Origin of the sequence: Acinetobacter sp. (assembly GCF_036666595.1) — a bacterium.
Taxonomy (GTDB): domain Bacteria; phylum Pseudomonadota; class Gammaproteobacteria; order Pseudomonadales; family Moraxellaceae; genus Acinetobacter.
In genome coordinates this window covers 65,345-87,554 of sequence record NZ_JAVWVO010000007.1, presented here as the reverse complement: position 1 = coordinate 87,554, position 22,210 = coordinate 65,345, and the positions used below count along the sequence as shown (strand labels likewise).

Annotated in this window: 20 protein-coding genes; 10 read left to right on the top strand and 10 right to left on the bottom strand. The window is 43.6% G+C overall.

Going from position 1 to position 22,210, the window contains the following annotated elements; translation table 11 throughout:
• Nucleotides 1-3 precede the first annotated feature (3 nt).
• The 3 genes from RR876_RS10620 to RR876_RS10610 all read left to right on the top strand — a co-directional run bounded on the left by RR876_RS10620 (nucleotide 4) and on the right by RR876_RS10610 (nucleotide 4,072).
• The gene (locus RR876_RS10620) at nucleotides 4-1,311 is read left to right on the top strand and encodes a DUF445 domain-containing protein (protein WP_332476286.1); all 1,308 of its coding nucleotides are present in this window, start codon (nucleotides 4-6) and stop codon (nucleotides 1,309-1,311) included.
• A gap of 112 nt (nucleotides 1,312-1,423) precedes the next feature.
• Entirely contained in the window at nucleotides 1,424-2,581 is a 1,158-nt protein-coding gene (locus tag RR876_RS10615; protein WP_332476285.1) for a methionine aminotransferase, read from the top strand.
• 123 nt (nucleotides 2,582-2,704) lie between these two features.
• Nucleotides 2,705-4,072 carry an MATE family efflux transporter gene (locus RR876_RS10610; RefSeq protein WP_332476284.1) on the top strand — a complete coding sequence of 456 codons (1,368 nt, stop codon included), beginning with the start codon at nucleotides 2,705-2,707 and terminating at the stop codon, nucleotides 4,070-4,072.
• Between the two features lie 99 nt (nucleotides 4,073-4,171).
• Here the strand turns inward: RR876_RS10610 and RR876_RS10605 are convergent, their stop codons facing one another.
• Nucleotides 4,172-5,011: an SDR family NAD(P)-dependent oxidoreductase gene (locus RR876_RS10605; RefSeq protein ID WP_005401472.1), complete on the bottom strand. Its 840-nt coding sequence runs from the start codon at nucleotides 5,009-5,011 to the stop codon at nucleotides 4,172-4,174.
• A 203-nt stretch (nucleotides 5,012-5,214) separates the two neighbouring features.
• Between RR876_RS10605 and RR876_RS10600 the strand changes: the two genes are divergently transcribed.
• The 3 genes from RR876_RS10600 to phoR all read left to right on the top strand — a co-directional run bounded on the left by RR876_RS10600 (nucleotide 5,215) and on the right by phoR (nucleotide 8,206).
• A complete protein-coding gene (locus tag RR876_RS10600) occupies nucleotides 5,215-5,913 on the top strand; it encodes a TetR family transcriptional regulator (RefSeq protein ID WP_063454377.1) in 699 nt (232 codons plus the stop codon).
• 214 nt (nucleotides 5,914-6,127) lie between these two features.
• Nucleotides 6,128-6,838, top strand: a complete 711-nt coding sequence (phoB, locus tag RR876_RS10595) for a phosphate regulon transcriptional regulator PhoB (protein WP_004691794.1) — start codon at nucleotides 6,128-6,130, stop codon at nucleotides 6,836-6,838.
• Nucleotides 6,839-6,847: 9 nt separating this feature from the next.
• On the top strand, nucleotides 6,848-8,206 hold the full coding sequence (gene phoR, locus RR876_RS10590; RefSeq protein WP_004691795.1) for a phosphate regulon sensor histidine kinase PhoR: 1,359 nt from the start codon (nucleotides 6,848-6,850) through the stop codon (nucleotides 8,204-8,206).
• Nucleotides 8,207-8,302: 96 nt separating this feature from the next.
• On the opposite strand, the gene asd is transcribed toward phoR, so the two are convergent.
• The 3 genes from asd to pncB all read right to left on the bottom strand — a co-directional run bounded on the left by asd (nucleotide 8,303) and on the right by pncB (nucleotide 11,349).
• Complete coding sequence (gene asd, locus RR876_RS10585) at nucleotides 8,303-9,154, bottom strand: archaetidylserine decarboxylase (protein WP_332476283.1); 852 nt, start codon at nucleotides 9,152-9,154, stop codon at nucleotides 8,303-8,305.
• Entirely contained in the window at nucleotides 9,151-9,999 is an 849-nt protein-coding gene (locus RR876_RS10580) for a sulfurtransferase (protein WP_332476281.1), read from the bottom strand. Before RR876_RS10580 ends, asd begins: the two co-directional genes overlap by 4 nt.
• A gap of 138 nt (nucleotides 10,000-10,137) precedes the next feature.
• On the bottom strand, nucleotides 10,138-11,349 hold the full coding sequence (gene pncB, locus RR876_RS10575; RefSeq protein WP_332476280.1) for a nicotinate phosphoribosyltransferase: 1,212 nt from the start codon (nucleotides 11,347-11,349) through the stop codon (nucleotides 10,138-10,140).
• Nucleotides 11,350-11,650: 301 nt separating this feature from the next.
• Here pncB and dtd point away from each other — a divergent pair, with 301 nt between their 5' ends.
• Nucleotides 11,651-12,091, top strand: a complete 441-nt coding sequence (gene dtd / locus RR876_RS10570) for a D-aminoacyl-tRNA deacylase (protein WP_332476279.1) — start codon at nucleotides 11,651-11,653, stop codon at nucleotides 12,089-12,091.
• Between the two features lie 105 nt (nucleotides 12,092-12,196).
• Here the strand turns inward: dtd and RR876_RS10565 are convergent, their stop codons facing one another.
• The 3 genes from RR876_RS10565 to serB all read right to left on the bottom strand — a co-directional run bounded on the left by RR876_RS10565 (nucleotide 12,197) and on the right by serB (nucleotide 14,793).
• On the bottom strand, nucleotides 12,197-12,676 hold the full coding sequence (locus RR876_RS10565) for an SCP-2 sterol transfer family protein (RefSeq protein WP_332476278.1): 480 nt from the start codon (nucleotides 12,674-12,676) through the stop codon (nucleotides 12,197-12,199).
• Between the two features lie 150 nt (nucleotides 12,677-12,826).
• Nucleotides 12,827-13,162 (bottom strand): ciprofloxacin tolerance protein AciT, encoded by a 336-nt coding sequence (gene aciT / locus RR876_RS10560; protein WP_332476276.1) that lies wholly within the window; start codon nucleotides 13,160-13,162, stop codon nucleotides 12,827-12,829.
• Nucleotides 13,163-13,572: 410 nt separating this feature from the next.
• Nucleotides 13,573-14,793, bottom strand: coding sequence for a phosphoserine phosphatase SerB (gene serB, locus RR876_RS10555; RefSeq protein WP_063454374.1), 1,221 nt, complete (start codon nucleotides 14,791-14,793; stop codon nucleotides 13,573-13,575).
• Between the two features lie 77 nt (nucleotides 14,794-14,870).
• Between serB and RR876_RS10550 the strand changes: the two genes are divergently transcribed.
• Entirely contained in the window at nucleotides 14,871-16,124 is a 1,254-nt protein-coding gene (locus RR876_RS10550; RefSeq protein WP_332481843.1) for a hypothetical protein, read from the top strand.
• 54 nt (nucleotides 16,125-16,178) lie between these two features.
• On the opposite strand, the gene ppk1 is transcribed toward RR876_RS10550, so the two are convergent.
• From ppk1 to pncA, 3 genes are all read right to left on the bottom strand, one after another.
• Nucleotides 16,179-18,242 (bottom strand): polyphosphate kinase 1, encoded by a 2,064-nt coding sequence (gene ppk1, locus RR876_RS10545; RefSeq protein WP_332476274.1) that lies wholly within the window; start codon nucleotides 18,240-18,242, stop codon nucleotides 16,179-16,181.
• A gap of 145 nt (nucleotides 18,243-18,387) precedes the next feature.
• On the bottom strand, nucleotides 18,388-19,362 hold the full coding sequence (locus tag RR876_RS10540; protein WP_332476273.1) for a bile acid:sodium symporter family protein: 975 nt from the start codon (nucleotides 19,360-19,362) through the stop codon (nucleotides 18,388-18,390).
• Nucleotides 19,363-19,432: 70 nt separating this feature from the next.
• A complete protein-coding gene (gene pncA, locus RR876_RS10535; protein ID WP_332476271.1) occupies nucleotides 19,433-20,071 on the bottom strand; it encodes a bifunctional nicotinamidase/pyrazinamidase in 639 nt (212 codons plus the stop codon).
• A 599-nt stretch (nucleotides 20,072-20,670) separates the two neighbouring features.
• Here pncA and dapA point away from each other — a divergent pair.
• Entirely contained in the window at nucleotides 20,671-21,570 is a 900-nt protein-coding gene (gene dapA, locus RR876_RS10530) for a 4-hydroxy-tetrahydrodipicolinate synthase (protein WP_234954706.1), read from the top strand.
• A gap of 13 nt (nucleotides 21,571-21,583) precedes the next feature.
• Nucleotides 21,584-22,192, top strand: a complete 609-nt coding sequence (locus tag RR876_RS10525; RefSeq protein ID WP_005401459.1) for a hypothetical protein — start codon at nucleotides 21,584-21,586, stop codon at nucleotides 22,190-22,192.
• Nucleotides 22,193-22,210 lie beyond the last annotated feature (18 nt).

The window sequence follows — 22,210 nt, the reverse complement described above, 5'->3', positions numbered from 1 at the left end:
CCTATGAATGAACCTCAAGCCGTCCCATCGAGTCTGAAACGCAGCAAACGCTTTGCCACCATTGCCCTAATCACGGCAGTGGTGACATGGCTGCTGCTGATGGTCGTTGCCAAGTTTGTCCCCACAGACAAGGTTTGGATCATTCATATTTTAATGTTATCCGCAGAAGCAGGTGTGGTGGGTGGCTTGGCTGACTGGTATGCCATTACTGTGCTGTTCCGTAATCCCTTTGGAAAAATGCCGATTCCAAAGTTTTTACGCGATCACACCGAAATTATTCCCCGTAACAAAGACCGTATTGCAGAGTCTATGGGCCGCTTTGTACAAGAGAACTTTCTTTCTCCACAAGTGGTGGAAAAAAGTCTGCAAAGTACCGACCTGTCTTTTGCCGTTGGTCAATGGCTCGCCAACCCACAAAACAATCTGCAAGTCACCCAAGTCATTCAACAAACGGTGCCTAAAGTGTTTGAGTTTGTGGGCCAAGAACAAATCGGACGCTTTATTCAAAGTAACAGCGTGCAGTGGGTGCGTAACACTCAGGTCAATCATTTGGCCAGTGAAATGCTGCGTGCAGTGCTGGAAAATGATTTCCATCAAGATGTATTACAACGCGGACTCGACTTGGCGCATGACTGGATGACCCAACATCCTGAACAAAGTCGTGAGTTGACCCGAACCTTGTTCAAAGAACTCGGGGTCTGGAAACTGGCCAAAGGGGCCAGTTGGATTGGCATCGATGTGCAGCAAAGAACCATCGACTCTCTCATTCAACGAGTCGAATCGATGTTGGCTGATCCTGAGCATCCGTGGCGTCAAAAAATTGAAGCGATGGGGCACGCGCTCATGCTCGAACTAGCAGACAGCAACAGTAGGGCCAGCCAGCGTTTAAACCAGACCAAAGATGCCTTGCTGGATAGCCCACAAGTGCTGAATTTTATTAGCGGTGCAGTGGTCATTTTATGTGATGCCATTAAGCAAGACTTGCAAAAACCAGACTCTGGTATTGCTCACAACATCCGTGTATCAATTCAACAAATCGGGGAAAACATCATTTCGAATCAAGCCGTCAGAGACTTGCTCAATCAACGCCTCAGCGGCATTGCGGTCAATCTCAGTGACCAATACAGTGAAAAAGTCATTCGTTTTATTAGTGAACGTATTCACGAATGGGACTCCAGTGTAATGATTGACAAGATCGAAAATGAAGTCGGTGGCGACTTGCATATGATTCGGGTCAATGGTGTGGTAGTCGGTGCATTTATTGGCTTAGCACTGGGGATGATTCGCGCGGCAGTTGAACAGCTCTTATAAAAGCAATCCACAAAAATGCATGCTTCACCCCTGCCCTACATGCAAAATTTGCATAAGTAAAAAGGGATGAATATGCTATTTTGGGCTGATATTTAGACACTTTTAAGCATTCATGATTCAGTTGCCTTCATCTAAACTGCCTGCACAAGGCGTCACTATTTTCAGCACCATGACTGCCATGGCACAGCGCTTAAATGCCCTAAATCTATCCCAAGGTTTCCCAGACTTCGAAGCCCCCGCTGAACTGCTAGATGCTTTAGCACAGGCCACTCAAAGTGGTTTCAATCAGTATGCTCCAGGCGATGGAGTCTGGTTATTACGCGAGCAACTGGCGCAGCAATTTGCACACCGCGATCAGATTCAGCTCGACCCGATGACTGAAATTACCATCACTCCGGGCGCAACCATTGGCCTTTTTGCCACCATTCAAGCCGTAGTCCATGCGGGCGATGAAGTCATCATTTTTGACCCCAGTTATGACAGCTATGCGCCAAGTGTGGCTTTGGTCGGGGGTAAAGCCATTCATATTGCGCTCCAAGCACCGCATTTTTCGGTCGATTGGGAGCAGGTCAAATCGGCCATCACAGCCAAAACTAAGCTGATCATTATCAACACGCCACACAATCCGAGTGGTGCTATCTGGAGCCAGCAAGATTGGCTCACCCTGATTGAACTGATTCGCGACACCAATATTTTAGTTCTGTCCGATGAAGTCTATGAGCATCTGGTATTTGATGGTCAACGTCACTATTCGGCGCTGTCTTTTCCTGAACTGCGTGAGCGCAGTGTGGTCGTGGGTTCCTTTGGCAAAACCTTTCATGTGACCGGTTGGAAAACCGGCTACTGCGTTGCTACACCTGCGCTCATGCAACTGTTCCGACAGGTCTATCAGTTTGCCAACTTCTGCGGAGTCACCCCAGTACAACTGGCGTTAGCCAATTATATGCAGCAACATCCTGAGCATATTCAAAACTTAGCGGGCTTTTATCAAGCAAAACGCGATCGTTTTATTGAGGGTTTAACCGGTTCACGCTTTCAATGGCGGCCTTCACAAGGCACTTACTTTCAAAATGTCGACTACAGCCACATTCGTCCCGATTTAAACGATGTTGAATTTTGCCGCTTTCTGGCAGAGCAGCATGGCATTGTTGGCATTCCTGTTTCGGTGTTTTATCAGCAGGCGCCAGAGGCTTTGCGCATGATTCGTTTTTGCTTTGCCAAGACCGATCAAACCTTGGCTCAGGCAGCTGAAATTTTGCAAAGCGTTTAAATTTTTTCAGCTTTTCTTTTGCACAGAAACAGGCTCCGCTTACTGAAATACATCGGCTTTTCAGCGCCGAACTATGCTAGGGTAAGCCTTAGAAATGTAATAAAAATAACCTCAGGATGACTTATGTCAGCACACACCCCATTGGTGCAACAACAAAAGCTATGGAAAGCCTTTTTTATTTTCCTGATGCCTTTGATTGCCACCAATATTCTGCAAAATCTGTCGGGTACGATTAATACCATCTTTGTCGGACAGATGATGGGGGTGCAGGCGATTGCAGCAGTTGCAGTGTTCTTCCCCATCCTGTTTTGTTTAATGGCCTTCGTAATTGGACTATCTGCGGGGTCAACCGTCTTGGTTGGTCAAGCATGGGGCGCACAGAATATTAAAAAAGTACGTGCGGTGGTCGGCTCCACTATTTTTATGACCCTCATTGGTGGTAGCTTTATTGCGTTTCTTGGGGTAGTTTTTGCGCGACCAATTTTATCGGCTTTAGGTATCGATGAAGACGTCATGCATCTCTCGCTACCTTATGTGCAATGGATGTTGGCAGGTAGCCCTTTACTGTTTGTATATATTATTTATACCTCAATTTTACGCGGCGTCGGAGACAGCACGACACCTCTGATTGCTTCTGGCATGACCATCTTGATTGGGCTTTGTGTCACACCAGTTCTGATTGCGGGTTATTTTGGCTTTCCCAAACTGGGGATTGTTGCGCCTGCCATTGCGACCATTTTAGGCTTTGTTTCTGTGCTGACCTTTTTATATTTCTATTTGAACTATAAAAAGCACCCACTCCGACTCGATGCACAACTGCTGCGTCATATTCGCTTTGACCGCCAGCTGAGTAAAATCATTCTCCGCTTAGGAGTTCCAACAGGCATTCAAATGATCACCACCTCCGTCGCAGGTCTTGTGATTGTAGGCCTAGTCAACCGTCACGGCGCAGATGCAACAGCTGCTTATGGTGCGGTCAATCAGGTCCTAAACTATATTCAATTTCCTGCACTTTCAATTGCGATTGCCGCATCGATTTTTGGTGCACAAGCCATTGGTGCAGGCAAATCTGAGTTATTGGCCAAAGTCACGCGTACAGCGCTCGGCATGAACATCATCATTACAGGCACTTTGGTGGTCTTGGCCTATCTCTTCTCCAAATACCTCATGGCACTCTTTATCACTAACCATGCGGTAGTTGAGCTGGGACAACAGCTGTTGTTTATTGTGCTGTGGTCCATTTTATTCTTTGGTGCCAGTGCTATTTTTGCCTCCATTATGCGGGCCAGCGGTACGGTCACCATGCCCATGGTCATCAATATTATTGCGATTATTATGATTGAAGTGCCCTGTGCCTACTTATTTAGTGAATGGTGGGGACTGCAAGGTATTTGGTATGCTTATGCGCTGGCTTTTGTCAGCTTATGCATCATGCAAGGGCTTTATTATCAATATGTTTGGAAGAAAAAGACCATTGAAACGCTCATTTAAAGCTAAACGAGTATTTGATAAAACGCGTTTTTTGATCATGACGATCTTTAAAATAAAGCATAAAAAAACCCATCTTGGTGGGTTTTTTACATCATGACTTTAAGACTTTCTTTGGCTTAATTTGGTCGCAAAAGCAGTCACTTTTTGGTAGCCCGTCGGTAAGATACGTTGAATCAAATCTAAGGTTTTCGCATCGTTGCCAATCAATAAACGACGCTTGTCTTTTTGTACCGCCTCTAAAATTTGACGCGCTGCTTCTTCAGGTGGACAGCGTAATAATTTATTAAAGGTCTGAGCAGATTTCTCAGGGTTCATCCCAATGCTACGCAAGCTGTCATTCACTTTGGCAGCATTGGCAATATTGGTTCGAATCCCACCCGGATGCACGCACAACGCGCTCACGCCAGAGTTTTCCATATCTAACTCTTGGCGTAATGACTCCGTAAAGCCACGCACCGCAAACTTAGTGGCATTGTAAGCAGACTGAGTCGGTTGAGCGGTTAGGCCAAATAAGCTAGAAATATTGATGATATGCCCATCGCCTGTTTTTTTAATATAAGGCAGAAACTCTTTGGTACCATAGACCACACCCCAGAAATTAATCCCCACGATCCATTCCAGCTCTTCATAGGATGCACCTTCTACAGTTGAACCCAAAGCAACGCCAGCATTATTAAAAATCATATTCACAGAACCATGATTTTGTACGGTTTCTTCAGCCCATGCTTGCATCGCTAAACGGTCTGAGACGTCTAATTTTTTCGTGGTAACGCGTACATTACTGCCTTGTAGCAGTTCAACCGTTTTCGCCAAACCTTGCTCATTGACATCACTCAACGATACATGACAGCCCGCCTTGGCCAATAAAAGTGCCAATTGTTGGCCAATACCCGATCCTGCACCTGTAATTGCCGCGACTTTATTTTTAAAATTCTTCATGAGATTGTGGTTGTCCTTTATCTTTGTACATCGACTGTAGATGCTTTTTTTATAATTGACAATATCAATTGTCATAAATTTAATAGCCAAAAGTGTCAAGTCCATGAAAACCAGCTAGAGATTAAAGCCTACGCATAGGTAGAGTCGTGGTTTATTGCTAAACTATGCAAAACCTTGGCTTTAAAATAGGGCGATGAAATCTGATGACGGCATCTGAACCAGTACAACAAAACAGCGATAACAATAAAACCAAAGAAAGACAATTCAAGGGCTTATCGCTTTCTGAACGTAAACAGCTGCGTCGTGAAAAACTAATTGAAGCAGGAATTGAAGCCTACGGCACTCACGGCTTTTTTGCCGTGACGGTGAAAGATATTTGTAATGAAGCCAAACTTACTGAACGTTATTTTTATGAATCGTTTAAAAAAAGTGAGCAACTGTTTCAAACCATTTTTTTAAAACTGATCGATGAGTTACAGCACAATGTCATGCAAGCCATCATGCAAGCTTCTTCAGATCCACACAAAATGATTGATGCTGGACTGCGTGCCCTGCTCACCACCTTAAAAGACAATCCCCGCATGGCGCGTATTATTTATATCGATGCAATGTTGGTCCAAGAATTACATAACCAAGCCACCATTCATGAAACCATGACCCGTTTTGACCGGATGATTCAAGCCTTTGTGATGCTGATGATGCCGCAAATTAACCGGTCCGAACGTGAAATTTCGCTGGTCGCCACAGGCCTCAATGGCTATGTCACACAAATTGCGATCCGTTGGGTGGTTAGTGGGTTTAAACAATCCTTTGAAGAAGTTTTATCCTCCAGCCGTATTGTATTTATTTCACTTCTAGAAACCTTTTCAGACCCCAATACACGGGCAAAATTGGATGTCTAAGACTTTTCACTTGGATGAGATCGGCATTTTCGAATGCAATTTAGATTAAACTTCCATTAATTTTGAATCCCAATATGACGGTTTTTTGTCACATTTTTTTGCAAATTTCATCAATCGTCTGTTTTTTGCAATGATACTGTCATAATTAATCTTTGTAATAAGCCTGTCATAAAATTAAAACGGCCTGCCGTTACCTACAATAGGATATTGCGTTGTGAAAGATGACTACATTTTAATCGTCGATGATGAACTTCCCATTCGAGAAATGATTCACACCTCGTTGGATATGGCAGGCTTTCAATGCTTACAAGCAGAAGATGCAAAACAAGCCCACCAAATGATTGTGGATCAGCGCCCTGCTTTGATCTTGCTCGACTGGATGATGCCCGGTGGTGTCAGTGGCGTAGACTTATGTCGCCGTCTCAAGCGCGATGAAAATCTCTCTGAAATTCCAGTGATTATGCTCACAGCACGTGGTGAAGAAGACCATAAAGTACAAGGTCTGGACGCTGGTGCAGATGACTACATGACCAAACCGTTTTCGACCCGTGAATTGGTTTCACGCATTAAAGCCGTTTTACGCCGCGCTAATGCGCTCAGCGGTGAAAAATCGATTGATGCCAATGGCTTAATCTTAGACCCTGTCAGCCAACGGGTCAGCTTTGGTAACAATTTCCTCGACATGGGGCCAACCGAGTATCGTTTATTGGCCTTCTTCATGACTCATCCTGAGCGTGCCTACACCCGTGCACAACTTCTTGACCAAGTCTGGGGCGGAAACGTGTATATTGAAGACCGTACCATCGACGTGCATATTCGCCGCTTACGTAAAGTACTTGAGCCTTATGCTGCAGATCGCTTTGTGCAAACAGTTCGGGGTACAGGCTATCGATTCTCTACACGTGCGGATATCGCCCTAGGTTAATTTTGTTTTATGTATGAACCCTACCCGGTCCCTGAACTTGCGCGCGAGCATAAAAAAACGCGATACAGCAGTTTATGGGGCTTTGCCAAACAGGACTTACGTCTCCTTGCTTTTTTCTTGCTGATTGCAAGCTTGATTGGCTTTGGCGTCGGTTATTTTTGGACGTGTATCTCCTTTGCCTTTGCCGTTTTTTTCATTCTGCAAATGCGCTCTTTGTATTTGGTCAATGACTGGATTTCCAATCGTCCCTATGAAGTTCCACCCAACCTTGGTGGCATTTGGGGGGCATTATTGTTCAATGTCTATCGGGCACAGCGCCAAGAACGGATTGTACAAGCAGAAATGGTCGGGTTGATTGATCGGGCGCAGTCATCATTGGTCGCTTTGCAAGAAGCCGTGGTGCTGATTGATGACATGCAACAAATTGAATGGTGGAACCCTGCCGCAGAACGGTTATTAGGCATCGAACAAAATGACCGTGGTCGTAATATTTTGACTTTATTACGCCAACCAAGTTTTGTGGATTATTATAATAATATTGATGCTGCACCAGATGGCTTAAAAATGAAGTCATCCAGTTTTGATGAACATTATGTTCAAGTCAAAATGACCCGATTTGGTGGTGAAAGTCGCTTACTGGTCGCCTATGACGTGACCCGTATGCACAATCTCGAACAAATGCGTAAAGACTTTGTCGATAATATTTCACATGAACTACGTACACCACTCACAGTACTCAGTGGTTATATTGAGACTTTTACAGACCAAGAAGACCTCAACCCACGTTGGAAGCGGGCCTTTGATCAAATGCAGGCACAGGCTAAACGCATGAATGCCTTGGTGAATGATTTGCTCTTACTGTCACGCCTAGAAAATGACAAGCAAATTGCTAAAAATCAAATCATTGATATGCCTAGCTTAATGAACCAACTTTATGACGATGCGCATGCCTATAATATTGATTATGGGCATACGCTCAATCTCGACATTGACAGTCATTGCGACTTAATCGGTTCAGATATGGAGTTGGCCAGCGCTTTTAGTAATCTGATTACCAATGCCATCAAATACACGCCGAAAGGCGGAACGGTGACCATGGGTTGGCATGACAATGGTGAACAGGCTTATTTTACTGTGGAAGATACTGGCATAGGCATTGATCCTAAGCACTTGCCTCGTTTAACCGAACGCTTCTATCGTGTCGACAGCGCACGCAGTCGACAAACGGGTGGCACAGGCTTAGGACTCGCAATTGTGAAACACGTGTTAATGCAGCACCAAGCACATTTAGAGATTGAATCTAAAGAAAATCAAGGCTCTATTTTTAAAGTGATTTTCCCTAAAGAACGCACCTATAATCCTGAATAAACCTTTCTTCAAAAGCATGAAAAAAGCACCGATATCGGTGCTTTTTTTGTCTCTCACCGTCCCTTTAACAAGGACGGAGATCGAGAGCTGAAACGATTAAACTGTATGTCCCATCGCTTCACCCATCACCACAGTCGAGTTGGCTTTAAAGGCGGCATCCCACGTCATTTTGTCTTGTTCAAACAGTACCACAGCAGTTGAGCCTAAGTAAAAGCGACCCAGTTCAGCGCCTTTGTCCAAGAACAAGTCATGCTGATTTAGCTCTAAACGGCCAGTCGGCTTCACTTTTCCTGTCGCAACAGTTTCAATCCCCGCCACAATCATGGCACCAACGAGAACTACGGCCATACGGCCGATTTCTGTATCAAATAAACAGACCATACGTTCATTTCGGGCAAACAAGCCTGGAATGTTTTCAGCAGTGGTTTGATTGACCGAGAACAATTCACCCGGCACATATAAGGTTTCCGTCAATGTGCCTGCAAATGGCATATGCACACGGTGATAATCTTTAGGCGATAAATACACCGTTGCAAACTGACCATTTTTAAACGGTTCAGCCAACTGCGGATCTGCAATTAAGTTATCAACGGTGAATTTTTGTCCTTTGGCTTGGAAAATATCACCTTCCACAATGGGACCCAACTGTGAAATCGCACCATCCGCAGGTGACACAATACTGGTCGCATCGGTATCAATATCACGTACACCCTCTTTTAATGCACGGGTAAAGAATTCATTAAAGGACTTAAACTTCAGTGCATTGCTCTGCTCAGCAATCGACATATCAATGCCGTACTGCGCTTTAAACGCAGTGATGACCGCATTTTTCACAATTGGATTTTCGCTGGCTGCGACTCTGCCCACGACACGTGATAACTGATGTTGGGGTACAACACGTTGAGCTTGAATGAAAATTTGTTTTTTTAAGCGTGATGTGAGGCTCAAGACGGCATCTCTCCGGTAATGATAGGACTGTCGAGGCGGTTGCCCCATTCACTCCACGCACCGTCATACGCCTGAATATTCCAACCCAATAAACGACCTAAAATATAAGCCAGTCCTGAACGGTGATGTGACTGACAGTACACCACCACAGGTTCATTTAAGTTAAAACCCAATTGCTCTAAGCGTTGCTGCGTGCGTTCTAAAGGGTGCAATCTTAAATGATTTTCACGGTTAAGGGCAGTACTCCATTCAAAATGTAGTGCATTTGGAATGTGACCGCCGCGTCGCGCTGCAAGACGCAGGCCGGTATATTCGTCTTCTGTTCGGCAGTCCCAGAGTTGGACTTGGCTACTTTGAACTTTCTCTAATAACTCAGCATATTCAATTCGATACTGCTGTATTTTGGCTTGATCGACCTGTACCAACGTACTAACAGGTTCAAACTGCTCCACTTCAGAAGTGGTTGGAAGTCCTACTGCAAGCCATGCATGAATTCCACCATTCAGCAGACTGGTATTTTCAAAACCTAAGCAATGTAAATTCCAAATCAAGCGTCCTGCCCAAGCGCCACCTTCATCATCGTAAACCACCACATGATGCTCAGGTGAAATATTCAGATAACCAATCAGTTCTTGTAAACCGTCTACATCGGGAAGTAGTCCCGTGGCTTGTTCGTCTTGGCGCACCAAAAATTTTGGCTTTAAATGTAAAGCATGTGGAATATGCAACTGGTCATAGACTGAGGCACGGCTTAAATCGACGATGCGTAATTTGTCATTCCCTAAATGCGGAACCAACTGCTCTGCGTCTATCAACAAGCCAAAATCAAAGGCAGAATGTGTCATATTATTTCGTATGTTTTCAGATCATACTTTGATCTTAGCACAACTCATTTTTACAATTATTCTGATTTTTTGCATTCTTTTAGCAGAATTATAGATATCACTATTCACCAGTTTTTTAATGCACAATGCCAGAATGGATTAATTGGTTTCTGCTTCAGCAATCTCAAAAACCTGACGTAAATACGCCAAAAAAGTATCATTATCGGTCATGGTTTTACCTGGACTGTCCGAGATTTTCGCAACTGACTGGCCATTACACTCGACCAGTTTAAGCACAATATTTAATGGCGTTTGTCCCATATCATTGGTCAAATTGGTGCCAATTCCGAAGCTAACTTGGAAGCGATCTTTGAAATAATTGTGTAGATCCCATGCTTTCTCTAAATTCAGTCCATCACTAAACGTTAGCATTTTGGTTTTACTGTCAATTTTCAGCTTTTTATAGTGAGCATAGGCTTTATCACCCCATTCATACGGGTCACCACTGTCATGGCGCAAACCATCGAACAGTTTGGCAAAGTACAAATCAAAATCACGCAGGAATGCATCCATCCCCACCACATCTGTCAAAGCAATACCTAAATCACCACGGTACTCTTGTACCCAGGTTTCCAGTGCTGATTTTTGGAAATTACGTAAACGTACATCTAACGCTTGGAATGCTTGTAGGAATTCATGTGCCATAGTGCCAATCGGGGTTAGGCCCAATTGCTTCGCAATTAAGACATTACTGGTGCCACGGAAAATATGCGGTGCAGCTTGATTAAACTCTTCAATCACATGTTTTTGCCACGCCAAACTATAGCGGCGACGCGTACCAAAGTCAGAAACTAAAAATGGGGGATCAGTTGGCGTTTGCGATGTTTCATAGTGTTTTAATAAAGCCACTTTGGCCTGTAGTCGACGTTCACCTTCAGCCATGACCTCATCAGTTCGAATACGGCGGAAATACAGCTCATTGACGATGGCAAGCACAAAGATCTCAAACATCATGGCTTGAACCATCGGCCCTTCAATTCGAATGTCTAAACGACCTTGGTGATCAATACTGGCCACAATAAAACGGCGTTTGAGCTGAAACAACTCTAAATAATCGACAAAATCACTTTTGATAAAGCGCAAACTGCGTAGGTATTGCAGTTCATCTTCTTGAAAACGTAATTGGCAGAGCAAATCTAATTGGTGATTTAAATCATCGAGAATGTCAACCAAAGGATAGACCGTGTCATCCAAATTACGACAACGGAACTGGTACACACTATGCGCTTGGGGAAACTTATGCAGGACCACCTGTAGCATCGTAAATTTGTACAGATCAGTATCTAATAAGGATTGGATGATGGCAGACATATCATTTTCGGTTTTTAGCAACTTATTGCATTAAAGCACATTTTTTAAAACTGCATAGCCATGTTTTGGTAATTCAGTCTTGCTATTCGACCAATTACTCGGTACATCCCTTGTTTCTCTTGATTCAGAATCCAAGTGTTGATGCCCTTGCTGTCATCGCTTTTGGTCTATGCTCTTTTACTTAAACAGTGCTGTGAATATCAACGCAATTGCCTTGTTTTTTCAATCGATGTTTCTCCTGTGCTGCATTAGGTTTGCTACAATTTCAGTCTGCACAATCAAATGGTAGATAGAATCAGTCATGCGGGCCTTATTACAACGCGTTCTCGAAGCTAAAGTGGTGGTCGATGGTGAAACCACAGGCGAAATTCAACACGGTATCTTGGTTTTCTTAGGCCTTGGGAAAGAAGACACTTTAGACAAAGGCAAAAAACTGATCGATAAAATCTTAAAGTATCGTTTTTTTGACGACGAACAAGGCAAAATGGGTTGGAATGTCAGTCAAGCTGGTGGGGGTATTCTTTTAGTTTCTCAGTTCACCTTAATGGCGCAAACCCAAAAAGGCTTACGCCCTGACTTTGGACCGGCCATGCCACCAAATGATGCCCAAGCCTTATACGAACAACTGGTTGAATATGCCCAGACCCAGTTTGAGCATGTGCAAACCGGTATTTTTGCTGCCGATATGAAAGTACATTTGGTCAATGATGGACCCGTGACTTTCAATTTAGAAGTCGAATAAAAACACCATGCATAAAAAAGCCCTCTATCGAGGGCTTTTTCGATTTCATCGCGCTCAATCTTCCTTTTATAAAAGAGACGGAATCGAGACGTTTAAAAAATCTTTTTATTTACCAGTTTTTTCTTTCAAAAACGCGCGAGCAGCTTTAATTTTTGCTTTCACAGGCTTTGGTAGCTTGGGTGGAACCAATTTTGCAACTTGGTTGAACCAAACCAAGAGACCAAAATCACCTTCCATTTTAATGCTGCCGTTTTGCATGCCTGTCATAAATGCGGTTGGGTCACCTTTGATTAAAGTTTTCACGCCCTGCTCACTGTCCGCGAACTGTAAAATAAAATCGGCTTTTTCAGCATCACCCGAAACGGTATCAATCTGACCATTGTTCACAATAATTTGGCGTGCCATACCCAGATCCGTACCAATTTGAATACGGAACTGACGTTCATGAACTAATTCAATAAATTTTGGACTGGTACGCGCCAGCTGTTTCATACGAAATGCCAAACCAGTAACCATTAAATCCAGCGGATCCGTGCTGACATCAACCAATGGAAGTTTAACCACAGGAATTGAAGATAGTTTCATGACATGAAAGCCTATTGTAATTGTTGATAAATTGACTGTTTTCAATGCTACCACAAGTTGCCATTTTTACCGCTAGGCTTTGTATAACAATCATGTAAGAACGTAAAAAAGATGCTCTAGGCATCTTCTTTTACGGTATGAGGTTATGACTTAGCGGCTAGAGCACTGCTGTTGGTCATCTTCATATACAGGTGTATGTTCAATACAACGGCGCTGCGCCAGTGCACGTTCTGCACGACGGTCTTCACGTAGAAGCAACATCGTCACAATAAGCATCGCTGAAGTTAAAGCAGTTAAGTAGCTATAAGTGATCGGCATTTCAAACGCTGCTTGCACACCTAGGCGAATGACTTCCAATATTCCCCAAAACACCATACCCGCCACCATAAAACTCAACCAGCGACGATAAGGCGAAAAGAAAACAGCAATTAACGCAGCGGCGACTAAACTTAAGCCAACGATGGTTGCTAAATTCGCTGTTACCATAAAAACCTCCGTCTAAGATAAATTCATGCAACTGATACACTGTGCTGAACTCATCCCCGATACCGTTTAAAATTAATGGATTGTGTAGCTTTCAAACTCTATGCATGCATTATGAGCAGTTTTGAAAAGAAAAAAAGGCTTGTATTTTTAGAATGCGACATACCTTGTCGCCATATTATATTGTCATTACATTTTTTTAGATTTGAACTTTTCCAAAACAAAGACGCGCTCAGTCTTGGCGTGTCATTACAAAATAAAACCCGTATTTTCAGCGTTTAAAAATATTTTTTCCAATTCTGTTGATCGTTGTTTTTATCGACATTTTTCACTTACCGCTCATCGTTTTTCGCTTAAATTTGCAACAAAAAAACGCAGCTCAAAGGCTGCGTTTTTTATAACACCGAGATGCTTTAAGCACGATTTAAGTCTTTATCGTGCACACCCAATAAATACAACACCCCATCTAAGCCGACACTTGAAATGGCTTGATTGGCGTTTTGTCTCACCAGCGGTTTCGCACGGAAAGCTACACCTAAGCCAGCAATCGACAGCATCGGTAAATCGTTCGCACCATCGCCCACTGCAATCGCTTGCTCAAGAGAAATGCCCATCTTATCGGCTAACTCACGTAATAATAATGCCTTACGCGCACCATCGACGATATGACCTTTAACTTCGCCCGTCACCAACCCATTTTCAACGTCTAAGACATTGGCATGGACTTCATCAATACCAAGTTTGGCTTGTAGATACTCTGCAAAGTACTGAAAACCACCCGACAAGATAGCCGTGCGATAGCCCAACGCTTTTAAAGTCGAAATTAAGCGTTCAGCACCTTCTGTAACGGTCAGACGTTCTGCAATTTTAGGTAGGACAGAAGCATCCATCCCTTTTAGCAGTGCGACACGTGCACGGAAGCTTTGTTGAAAATCTAGCTCACCCTGCATTGCACGTTCCGTAATTTCAGCGACTTGTGCGCCGACACCCGCTTCAATCGCCAGTTCATCAATCACTTCTTGCTCGATTAAGGTCGAGTCCATGTCAAAACACACCAAACGGCGGTTACGACGGTAGGCATTGTCTTCTTGTACCGCCACATCGACATTCAGTTCATGTGACAAACGTAAACAAGCTGCACGCATGGCTGCGGCATCCAGCATTTGACCACTTAAACCGAATTGAACACAGGCGCGTTTCGGCCCATCGACTTCGCCATTTAAGACTGGACGACCAGACAGACGGGTCACGGTTTCGATGTTGAAACCTTGGTTGGACACAATATTTGTAACTGCTTGTAAGTGAGACGCCTCAAGCTCTGGCGCCAAAGCTGTGACTATATAACGCGTCCGCCCACCTTCGCTCACCCACTGGTCATATTCAGTTGTAGTGATTGGTTTAAAACGTACAGTTAAACCAATATCATGTGCTAAAATTAGAATTTCCTTCATCGCCAAAGCTGTTGCGGTTTGGTCGTCTGAAGAAATAACAATACCTAAGGTCAATTGGTTATGAATAACTGCTTGTCCGACATCTAAAATTTGTAATGAATGAGTGGACAATACCTGCATTAATCGAGTGAACTGATTCGGCTGGTCTGGTCCTAAAAATGAAATAAGAATGATTTCTCGCATGAATTGACTCGGGTCTGAGCTACGACTATTGTTAGAATCATAATCGAAATTGAATATATTTTCTTTGGAAGTTTACGTTGAATGCGCCTAGACAAGGGCTATTTGCTAGCCTATTAATTGTAAGTTTTGCTTTACATACCTTTTTATTGGTATTGGCAACGACTCATCAACTGAATGAAAACCGTGCCAACCAAGGCCAACTGATGACCACTCAATTAGTCACAGACAGTCTTGCAGAGCTGGAGCCTGCCAACACGGTTTCCCTTGCGCTTTTGGTGGATCGCTATGCGACCAACCCAAGCGTAGCTTCCATTCGCATTTTGGATGCCAACAATCAAGTCTTGGCGACAGGTGGCCAAGTTCGAACACGTGATGGCGAAGTGTTTGTCCGTGATGCGCTGCAAAATGAAAAGAAAGTGGGTAGCATTGAAATCACGCTCATTAAACCAAGTATGGGGGAGATTTTACGTACTCAGTGGTTAGCGATTTTATTGTCCTTAGCGATTCATGGTTTACTGTGGTTGGCTTATCGTGCCATTGCGCGCCCAAGCCGTACCGAATATTTGGCACGGATCAATAATGAATCCCGCTTAAAACATGAAATTCAAGTTTTAACCCAAACGCTTGAACAGGAAAAACACCATACGGCGGTCGCGATTGCCCAAGCACAACAACAAATCAAAACCAGTGCAAAGCCTAAAGAACAGAAACCCGTGATTTTGGATAATCATTCGGTTGCGCTCAATATTCAATTCTACGACCCGAAACAGCTGATGGACTCGGTGAATACAACCGTGTCTATTCCATACTTTAATTTGTGTCAGATTTTCCTCAATAAAAGCACAGAACTTTGTTTAAAACACTACAAACTCAACAGCTCAGACATCACTACAGTTCAATCCTTTAATGAGCATGGTGCCACCCTCAGCATGTCGACAGACACACCCAATGCAGTGCCATGTTTAATGATGATCAGCAGTGTGTTCCAACTGCTATCTGAGGTTTTGTATAAACGTTACCGCGAAGAAAAGCGCTTTGTTTTGCAAACGCGTTGTGGCATTTCAACCGCAGTCGATGCAATGCAGCTGTCTGCAAATCAAGCTGCTGAGCGTTTGGTCCAACAGTTGTCGGCCAAAGAAAGTGCCGTACATTTAAGCAACGAATTATTGAAAGACATTTCTGAAAGTTATCAATTGGTGAATTTACCTAATCCAACCAATGTCTTGACCCGTCATGCCTTTATGGTCAATGGCATGGGTGCTGAGTCTGCAGAGTTAGCGCAAAGCTTAAGAACGGAAATTTTAAAAGCAAAACAATCTAAAGCCTCTTAACTAAGTCCAGCCATAAAAAAGCCTGACCTACGTCAGGCTTTTTTATGGCAACTGTTAAATTTTGAGTTGCTTCTGCGCAATCAAATGTTGCTGCGCACTATACCTTTGCTCTGGATCGGTACAGGCCACTTTAAGCCAATGACCATCAGCTTGTAGTTCCCAAGCATTCAAACAATCATTTAAGTAACTGATTAATCCGTCTTTATAAATCTGCTTTTTCAAAGTGCGATCTAATATTGGATAGCAGGTTTCCACCCGCGAAAATAAATTACGGCCCATCCAGTCTGCGCTGGCACAGTACAGCTTTTTCTCACCGCCATGCTCAAAACAATATACGCGGGTATGTTCAAGAAAACGGCCCACAATCGAACGCACCCGGATATTCTCAGACATGCCTTGGACCTGTGGAATCAGACAGCAGATCGAACGGATAATAAGATCGACTTGTACCCCCGCTTGTGATGCACGATACAGTGCGGCAATTAACTGAGGCTCCGTCAAGGCATTGACTTTAATGATGATACGCGCCTTTTGACCGGCTTGCGCAAACTGAATTTCTTGCTCAATCAGTTTTAACAGTTCACTGTGTAAAGTAAAAGGCGCATGTAACAACGCCTTCAATTTGGCCATTTTGCCCATCCCCGTCAGTTCTTGGAACATACGGTGTACATCTTCACAAATATCAGGCTGTGTGGTCATCAACCCATAGTCGGTATACATACGCGCATTACCCGCATGATAATTGCCTGTGCCTAGATGGGCATAACGGATCAACTGAGCATTTTCACGGCGTACAATCAAAATCATTTTGGCATGGGTTTTATAACCGACAATGCCATACACCACCACCGCTCCAGCTTCTTGCAAAATATTGGCCACGGTAATGTTCGACTCTTCATCAAAACGCGCACGCAACTCAATCACGGCTGTGACTTCCTTGCCATTTCGTGCTGCTTCTGCCAAGACCTGTACAATTTCCGAGTCAGGTCCACTGCGGTAGAGCGTTTGTTTAATTGCCAGCACATTCGGGTCTTTCGCTGCTTCTTTTAATAAACCAATCACAGGCTGAAAAGAATCAAAAGGATGATGCAGCAACACATCCTGTGCTTTTAAGGTATCAAAGGTACTTTTTTGTTTACGCAAAATTTTGGGAATGACTGGAATAAAAACTGGATGCTTTAATTCAGGTCGGTCACAACTGGTACTGAGGCGTGAAAGATTGATCGGCCCATCAATGCGATAAAGCTCCTGCTCAGTTAAATCAAATTCCTTGAGCAAATAATCAATCACCGCTTCGGGACAGTCATCTTCGATTTCTAAACGCACCGCACGACCAAAACGGCGTGAAGACAGCTCATCTTTGAGTGCCACCGCCAAATCATCAACATCTTCCGACAATATCAGATCTGCATTACGCGTCACACGAAAAGCATAACAGCCCGTGGCTTTCATCCCCGGAAACAGATCACTGATGTGCTGCTGAATCATTGCGGTTAAAAAAATCTGCGTGTCAGTATTGCCTGCCACGTTTTTCGGCATCTGAATTAAACGCGGTAATGAGCGCGGCGCTGGGACAATCGCCATCTCAATGCTCCGTCCAAAAGCATCTTTACCTTGTAAACTCACAATGAAATTCAGACTTTTATTCACGAGGCGAGGAAAAGGGTGTGACGGATCTAAACTAATTGGGGTCAAAACGGGTTGGATTTCTTTGGCGAAATATTCTGCAATCCACGCTTTATGTTTTTCTAAAATATCTTGGAACTGGATGAACTGAATGCCTTGTGCTTGTAACTCAGGCAAAATCGAATGATTTAAAATTTCAAATTGTTTTTTGACGGCATGATGAATGGATTCGGACAGGTCTTGTAATATCACTTCGGTGGGAACAGCATCAGGGGTTCGTGCTATCACATTCATATCGCGTTGTTTCATCAAGCCCGCGATACGAATTTCAAAAAACTCATCTAAATTACGTGAAAAAATAATTAAAAAAGTTAAGCGCTCCAGCACAGGCAAACTCGGATCTAATGCTTGTGCTAAAACCCGCTGATGAAACTCAAATAACGATAGCTCTCGGTTAAAATACGTCGCCGATGAATGCTGAAAATTATCCATACCCTCTCAATGCTGTTTGCAACAGTCTGTTATGAAGTGTTTGGCAGGGATGTTAGGTAGTCTTTATGACAGTTTAGTTACAACCTCATGCCAAATAGAAAATTCATCCTGACTTTATGCTTAAAGCTGCAACAGCGTACAGTATTCAAACCGACATATGTTCCTTTTCACTTTTTTCCTTGGCAGTGGCCTCTGCTTTCGCGGCCCAATAGCTGGCTAAAATTGGCCCTGAAATGTTATGCCACAAACTAAAGATCGCGCTGGGTACCGCCGTAATTGGCGAAGCAGCAAAATGTACAGCTGCCAAAGCCACGCCTAGTCCTGAGTTTTGCATACCAACCTCAATCGAGACCGCTTTACAGTCAGCATGTGGCAAGTGAAACATCCGTGCTGCTGCAAAGCCAAGTAAATAACCAATCGCGTTATGTAATGCCACCACAGCTAAAATCAATAAGCCTGATTCTAAAATTTGTGCTTTTGAGCCACCAATAATCGCCGCTACAATCAGCACAATCGCCACTACAGAAATTAAGGGCATCACCGAAATATAGCTTTCGACTTTATGTTTTAGCACGGCGCGTACCACCAGCCCTAAAATAATCGGGAACAGGACCACTTGCAAAATTGAACTCAGCATCGACCATGCATTAATTTCAATCCATTGGCTGGCCAGTAGATAGAAAATCGCGGGAGTCAGAACAGGTGCCAATAAGGTCGATACCGTAGTACATGCGACAGACAAAGCCGTATTGCCTTTCGCCATATAAGTAATCACATTGGATGCCGTGCCACCCGGACAGCAACCCACCAAAATCACCCCGATCGCAATTTCAGTCGGCAAGCTAAACAATAAACACAACAGATAAGCCACGCTTGGCATCACCACAAACTGAGCTGCCCCCCCAATTGCAACCGCTTTAGGACTTTGCATCACACCTTTAAAATCTTCCAGTGTCATGGTCATGCCCATACCAAACATGATCAGGCCCAACATCCACGTGATATAAGCTTTCATCCAGACAAAAGTTTCAGGGCTCAGGAGCGCAATGCCTGCAAATAATACGACCCACAGAGCAAAGGTTTTTTGAATCCAAGCGGTAAATTTTAAAAAAGTGCCCATGACCTTTCCCTGCTACATGTTTTTATAATGTCGATATTGGTGATTGAGGTGAGCCGATTGGTTCAACTCATCAGTTCACGGCATATTGTTGCACAATATCTTTGCAATACAGACGTTTCACACCATGGGCCAGCATCTCTTGCCATGCATGTTGTAAAGAACCGTGTAGATCAATGCCTTTGGTGGCATCTGCAATCACATAGGTTTGAAAACCAAGTTTACAGGCGTCCATTGCCGTCCATGCCACACAAAAGTCAGTTGCAATCCCAACAATAAATACGGTATCAATCCCACGCTCTCTTAAATAGCCTGCGAGTCCCGTCTGGGTCTTGTGATCCGCTTCTAAAAAAGCGGAATAACTATCAATGTGTACATGACATCCTTTACGAATAATCAACTGCGCTTTGGCAAGATCGAGATCGGGATGCAATTCCGCATCCTGTGTGCCTTGTACACAGTGACGTGGCCAGAGTACTTGTGTGCCATAGTCCAATTCAATCGTTTGAAAATCTTGTTGATCGGGATGGTTGTCTGCAAAAGAAATATGATTTTCAGGATGCCAATCTTGGGTGAGTACAATATTGTCAAAATAATCCCCCAGTTGATTAATTTTAGGAATAATTTGATCTGATCCTGCTACCGCTAAATTTCCACCAGGCGTAAAACCATTTTGTACATCCACTACAATCAGTGCCATATTCTTCTGCATTCTTCTTTGTCCTTTTTGTTCTGCGCTCGAAGGCCAAGCTTAGCTTAATTTATAAAACAGTATTCATCCTCGCGGGTCAAAATTAAATCACCGCAGCCTTAAGTGCAATGGGCTATTGAGGAGAATTGAAGCAAAAATAGAATATAGAACAAAATGCTAGGTATTGATCTATAACGTTAAAAAGACGATGTCATCGCTGTTTAGAGAAATCATGTAAGCGTTAAAATACTGACGTTTATAGAATTTATATCCCAATACTCAGTTTGATCGACTTCTAAGCCTCAATTGAAATGAAGAATTTCCTTTCTTTAAATACCTCAATCCACGGCCATGGGTGATGCAAAACGCCTTTTTCAGACGCAAAATAAGATGCTTTTCTTTGTCTACCATTTGAACAAGCTGTATTTTTGTAGCGAAAGATAAAGTTTTTATACACTTTGACTAAAGCATATTGTTCTTCATGTTGTGTTCGTTCATAATTTGCATAAGCATTATTCAATGCATCAGCGCTTTGAAAATGCTATAAATTAAAATACGCACCCATCCAATCTTATGTTTTTCTACCCCAACTGGATGGACAAATAGGATATTTTTTTAAAATGACTCAGCAAGCACAGACCATCCAAGGCTCAATTGTCGCAATCGTCACCCCTATGTTTGAAGATGGCAGTGTAGATTGGAAGGGTCTAGAGAAGCTCGTTGAGTGGCACATCGCACAAGGCACAAATAGCATTGTTGCTGTCGGTACAACGGGTGAAGCGTCTACTCTAAGCATGAAAGAGCATACACAAGTGATTAAAGAAATCATTCGTGTCGCAAACAAACGCATCCCGATTATTGCGGGTACTGGCGCGAATTCAACGCGTGAAGCCATCGAGTTAACTAAAGAAGCCAAAGAACTCGGTGCAGATGCTGCTCTTCTGGTGACCCCTTATTATAATAAACCGACCCAAGAAGGCTTATATCAGCACTATAAAGCTATTGCTGAAGCTGTTGATCTTCCTCAAATTCTGTATAACGTACCTGGTCGTACGGGTGTTGATATGGCGAATGAAACGGTCATTCGTTTGGCCGATATTCCACAAATTGTGGGCATCAAAGATGCCACAGGTGATGTCCCACGTGGTCAAGCACTGCTCGAAGGCCTTGCTGGCAAAGCGATGACCGTCTATTCAGGTGATGATGCAACGGCTTATCAACTGATTCTGTCGGGAGCAAAAGGCAATATTTCTGTGACTGCAAACGTTGCACCAAAAGAAATGAGCGATGTTTGCGCGGCAGCACTGGCAGGCGAAGCTGAAACAGCTGAAAACCTAAATACCCAAGTTGCAAATTTACACGAAATTCTATTTTGCGAATCAAACCCAATTCCTGTGAAATGGGCACTTCATGAAATGGAGTTAATCGAAACGGGTATTCGTTTACCATTAACACCACTTGCAGAACAATATCGCACACCGCTTCGTGAAGCACTCACAACGGCGGGTGTCATTAAATAAAGAGCACATCAATATGCAATTACGTTTAGGTCTTACTCTCGCACTTTCAGTCGTCAGTTTAGCGGGTTGTAGTTCCCTTGCAGTCAATAACGGTAGTTTGGACTATAAAGAAACAGCAACCTTAGAACCTCTTAAGTACCCTGAAGGCTCTATGGTTCGACCTGCAACGCCGTTGTATCCAGCTCCAACGGTTGAAGCACTCGCTCTTGAACACGCACCTGTACTTGAAAACAAACGCGGAAACCGTTTTGCAATGCCGCGCCCTCAAGCTGCTCAAGTCATGTCCAATGCAGAATCAACGGAAACAGTTGATACAGCTGTGAGTCGCCCTCAATTGATTATTGACGGAAATAAGAATCCGCTGCTCAAAATTGAGGGAAATTCTGCTACAATTTGGCAATATACGCTTGCCACCCTCAGCAGCCTCAACCATCAAATTGTTGGTCAAAGCAAAAATGGTTATGAAGCAACCATTAAAATCGATCAACAGGTCTATGTGTTAAGACTGACCGCAGTCGGTAGCAGCAACAACCTCGCTGTGTTCAATGCCGATAACAGTTTTGCAGCGCCTGAAAAAGCCACAGAATTGTTAACCCAGATTTACCAAAATTGGCCAGCCTAGTCGTACTAGGCATTTTTT

What these genes read in the sequence shown, in the direction of transcription:
- RR876_RS10620 (WP_332476286.1), top strand. Translation starts at nt 4, where the DNA reads ATGAATGAACCTCAAGCCGTCCCATCGAGTCTGAAACGCAGCAAACGC.
- RR876_RS10615 (WP_332476285.1), top strand. Translation starts at nt 1,424, where the DNA reads ATGATTCAGTTGCCTTCATCTAAACTGCCTGCACAAGGCGTCACTATT.
- RR876_RS10610 (WP_332476284.1), top strand. Translation starts at nt 2,705, where the DNA reads ATGTCAGCACACACCCCATTGGTGCAACAACAAAAGCTATGGAAAGCC.
- RR876_RS10605 (WP_005401472.1), bottom strand. Translation starts at nt 5,011, where the DNA reads ATGAAGAATTTTAAAAATAAAGTCGCGGCAATTACAGGTGCAGGATCG.
- RR876_RS10600 (WP_063454377.1), top strand. Translation starts at nt 5,215, where the DNA reads ATGACGGCATCTGAACCAGTACAACAAAACAGCGATAACAATAAAACC.
- phoR (WP_004691795.1), top strand. Translation starts at nt 6,848, where the DNA reads ATGTATGAACCCTACCCGGTCCCTGAACTTGCGCGCGAGCATAAAAAA.
- RR876_RS10580 (WP_332476281.1), bottom strand. Translation starts at nt 9,999, where the DNA reads ATGACACATTCTGCCTTTGATTTTGGCTTGTTGATAGACGCAGAGCAG.
- pncB (WP_332476280.1), bottom strand. Translation starts at nt 11,349, where the DNA reads ATGTCTGCCATCATCCAATCCTTATTAGATACTGATCTGTACAAATTT.
- dtd (WP_332476279.1), top strand. Translation starts at nt 11,651, where the DNA reads ATGCGGGCCTTATTACAACGCGTTCTCGAAGCTAAAGTGGTGGTCGAT.
- RR876_RS10565 (WP_332476278.1), bottom strand. Translation starts at nt 12,676, where the DNA reads ATGAAACTATCTTCAATTCCTGTGGTTAAACTTCCATTGGTTGATGTC.
- aciT (WP_332476276.1), bottom strand. Translation starts at nt 13,162, where the DNA reads ATGGTAACAGCGAATTTAGCAACCATCGTTGGCTTAAGTTTAGTCGCC.
- serB (WP_063454374.1), bottom strand. Translation starts at nt 14,793, where the DNA reads ATGCGAGAAATCATTCTTATTTCATTTTTAGGACCAGACCAGCCGAAT.
- ppk1 (WP_332476274.1), bottom strand. Translation starts at nt 18,242, where the DNA reads ATGGATAATTTTCAGCATTCATCGGCGACGTATTTTAACCGAGAGCTA.
- RR876_RS10540 (WP_332476273.1), bottom strand. Translation starts at nt 19,362, where the DNA reads ATGGGCACTTTTTTAAAATTTACCGCTTGGATTCAAAAAACCTTTGCT.
- pncA (WP_332476271.1), bottom strand. Translation starts at nt 20,071, where the DNA reads ATGCAGAAGAATATGGCACTGATTGTAGTGGATGTACAAAATGGTTTT.
- dapA (WP_234954706.1), top strand. Translation starts at nt 20,671, where the DNA reads ATGACTCAGCAAGCACAGACCATCCAAGGCTCAATTGTCGCAATCGTC.
- RR876_RS10525 (WP_005401459.1), top strand. Translation starts at nt 21,584, where the DNA reads ATGCAATTACGTTTAGGTCTTACTCTCGCACTTTCAGTCGTCAGTTTA.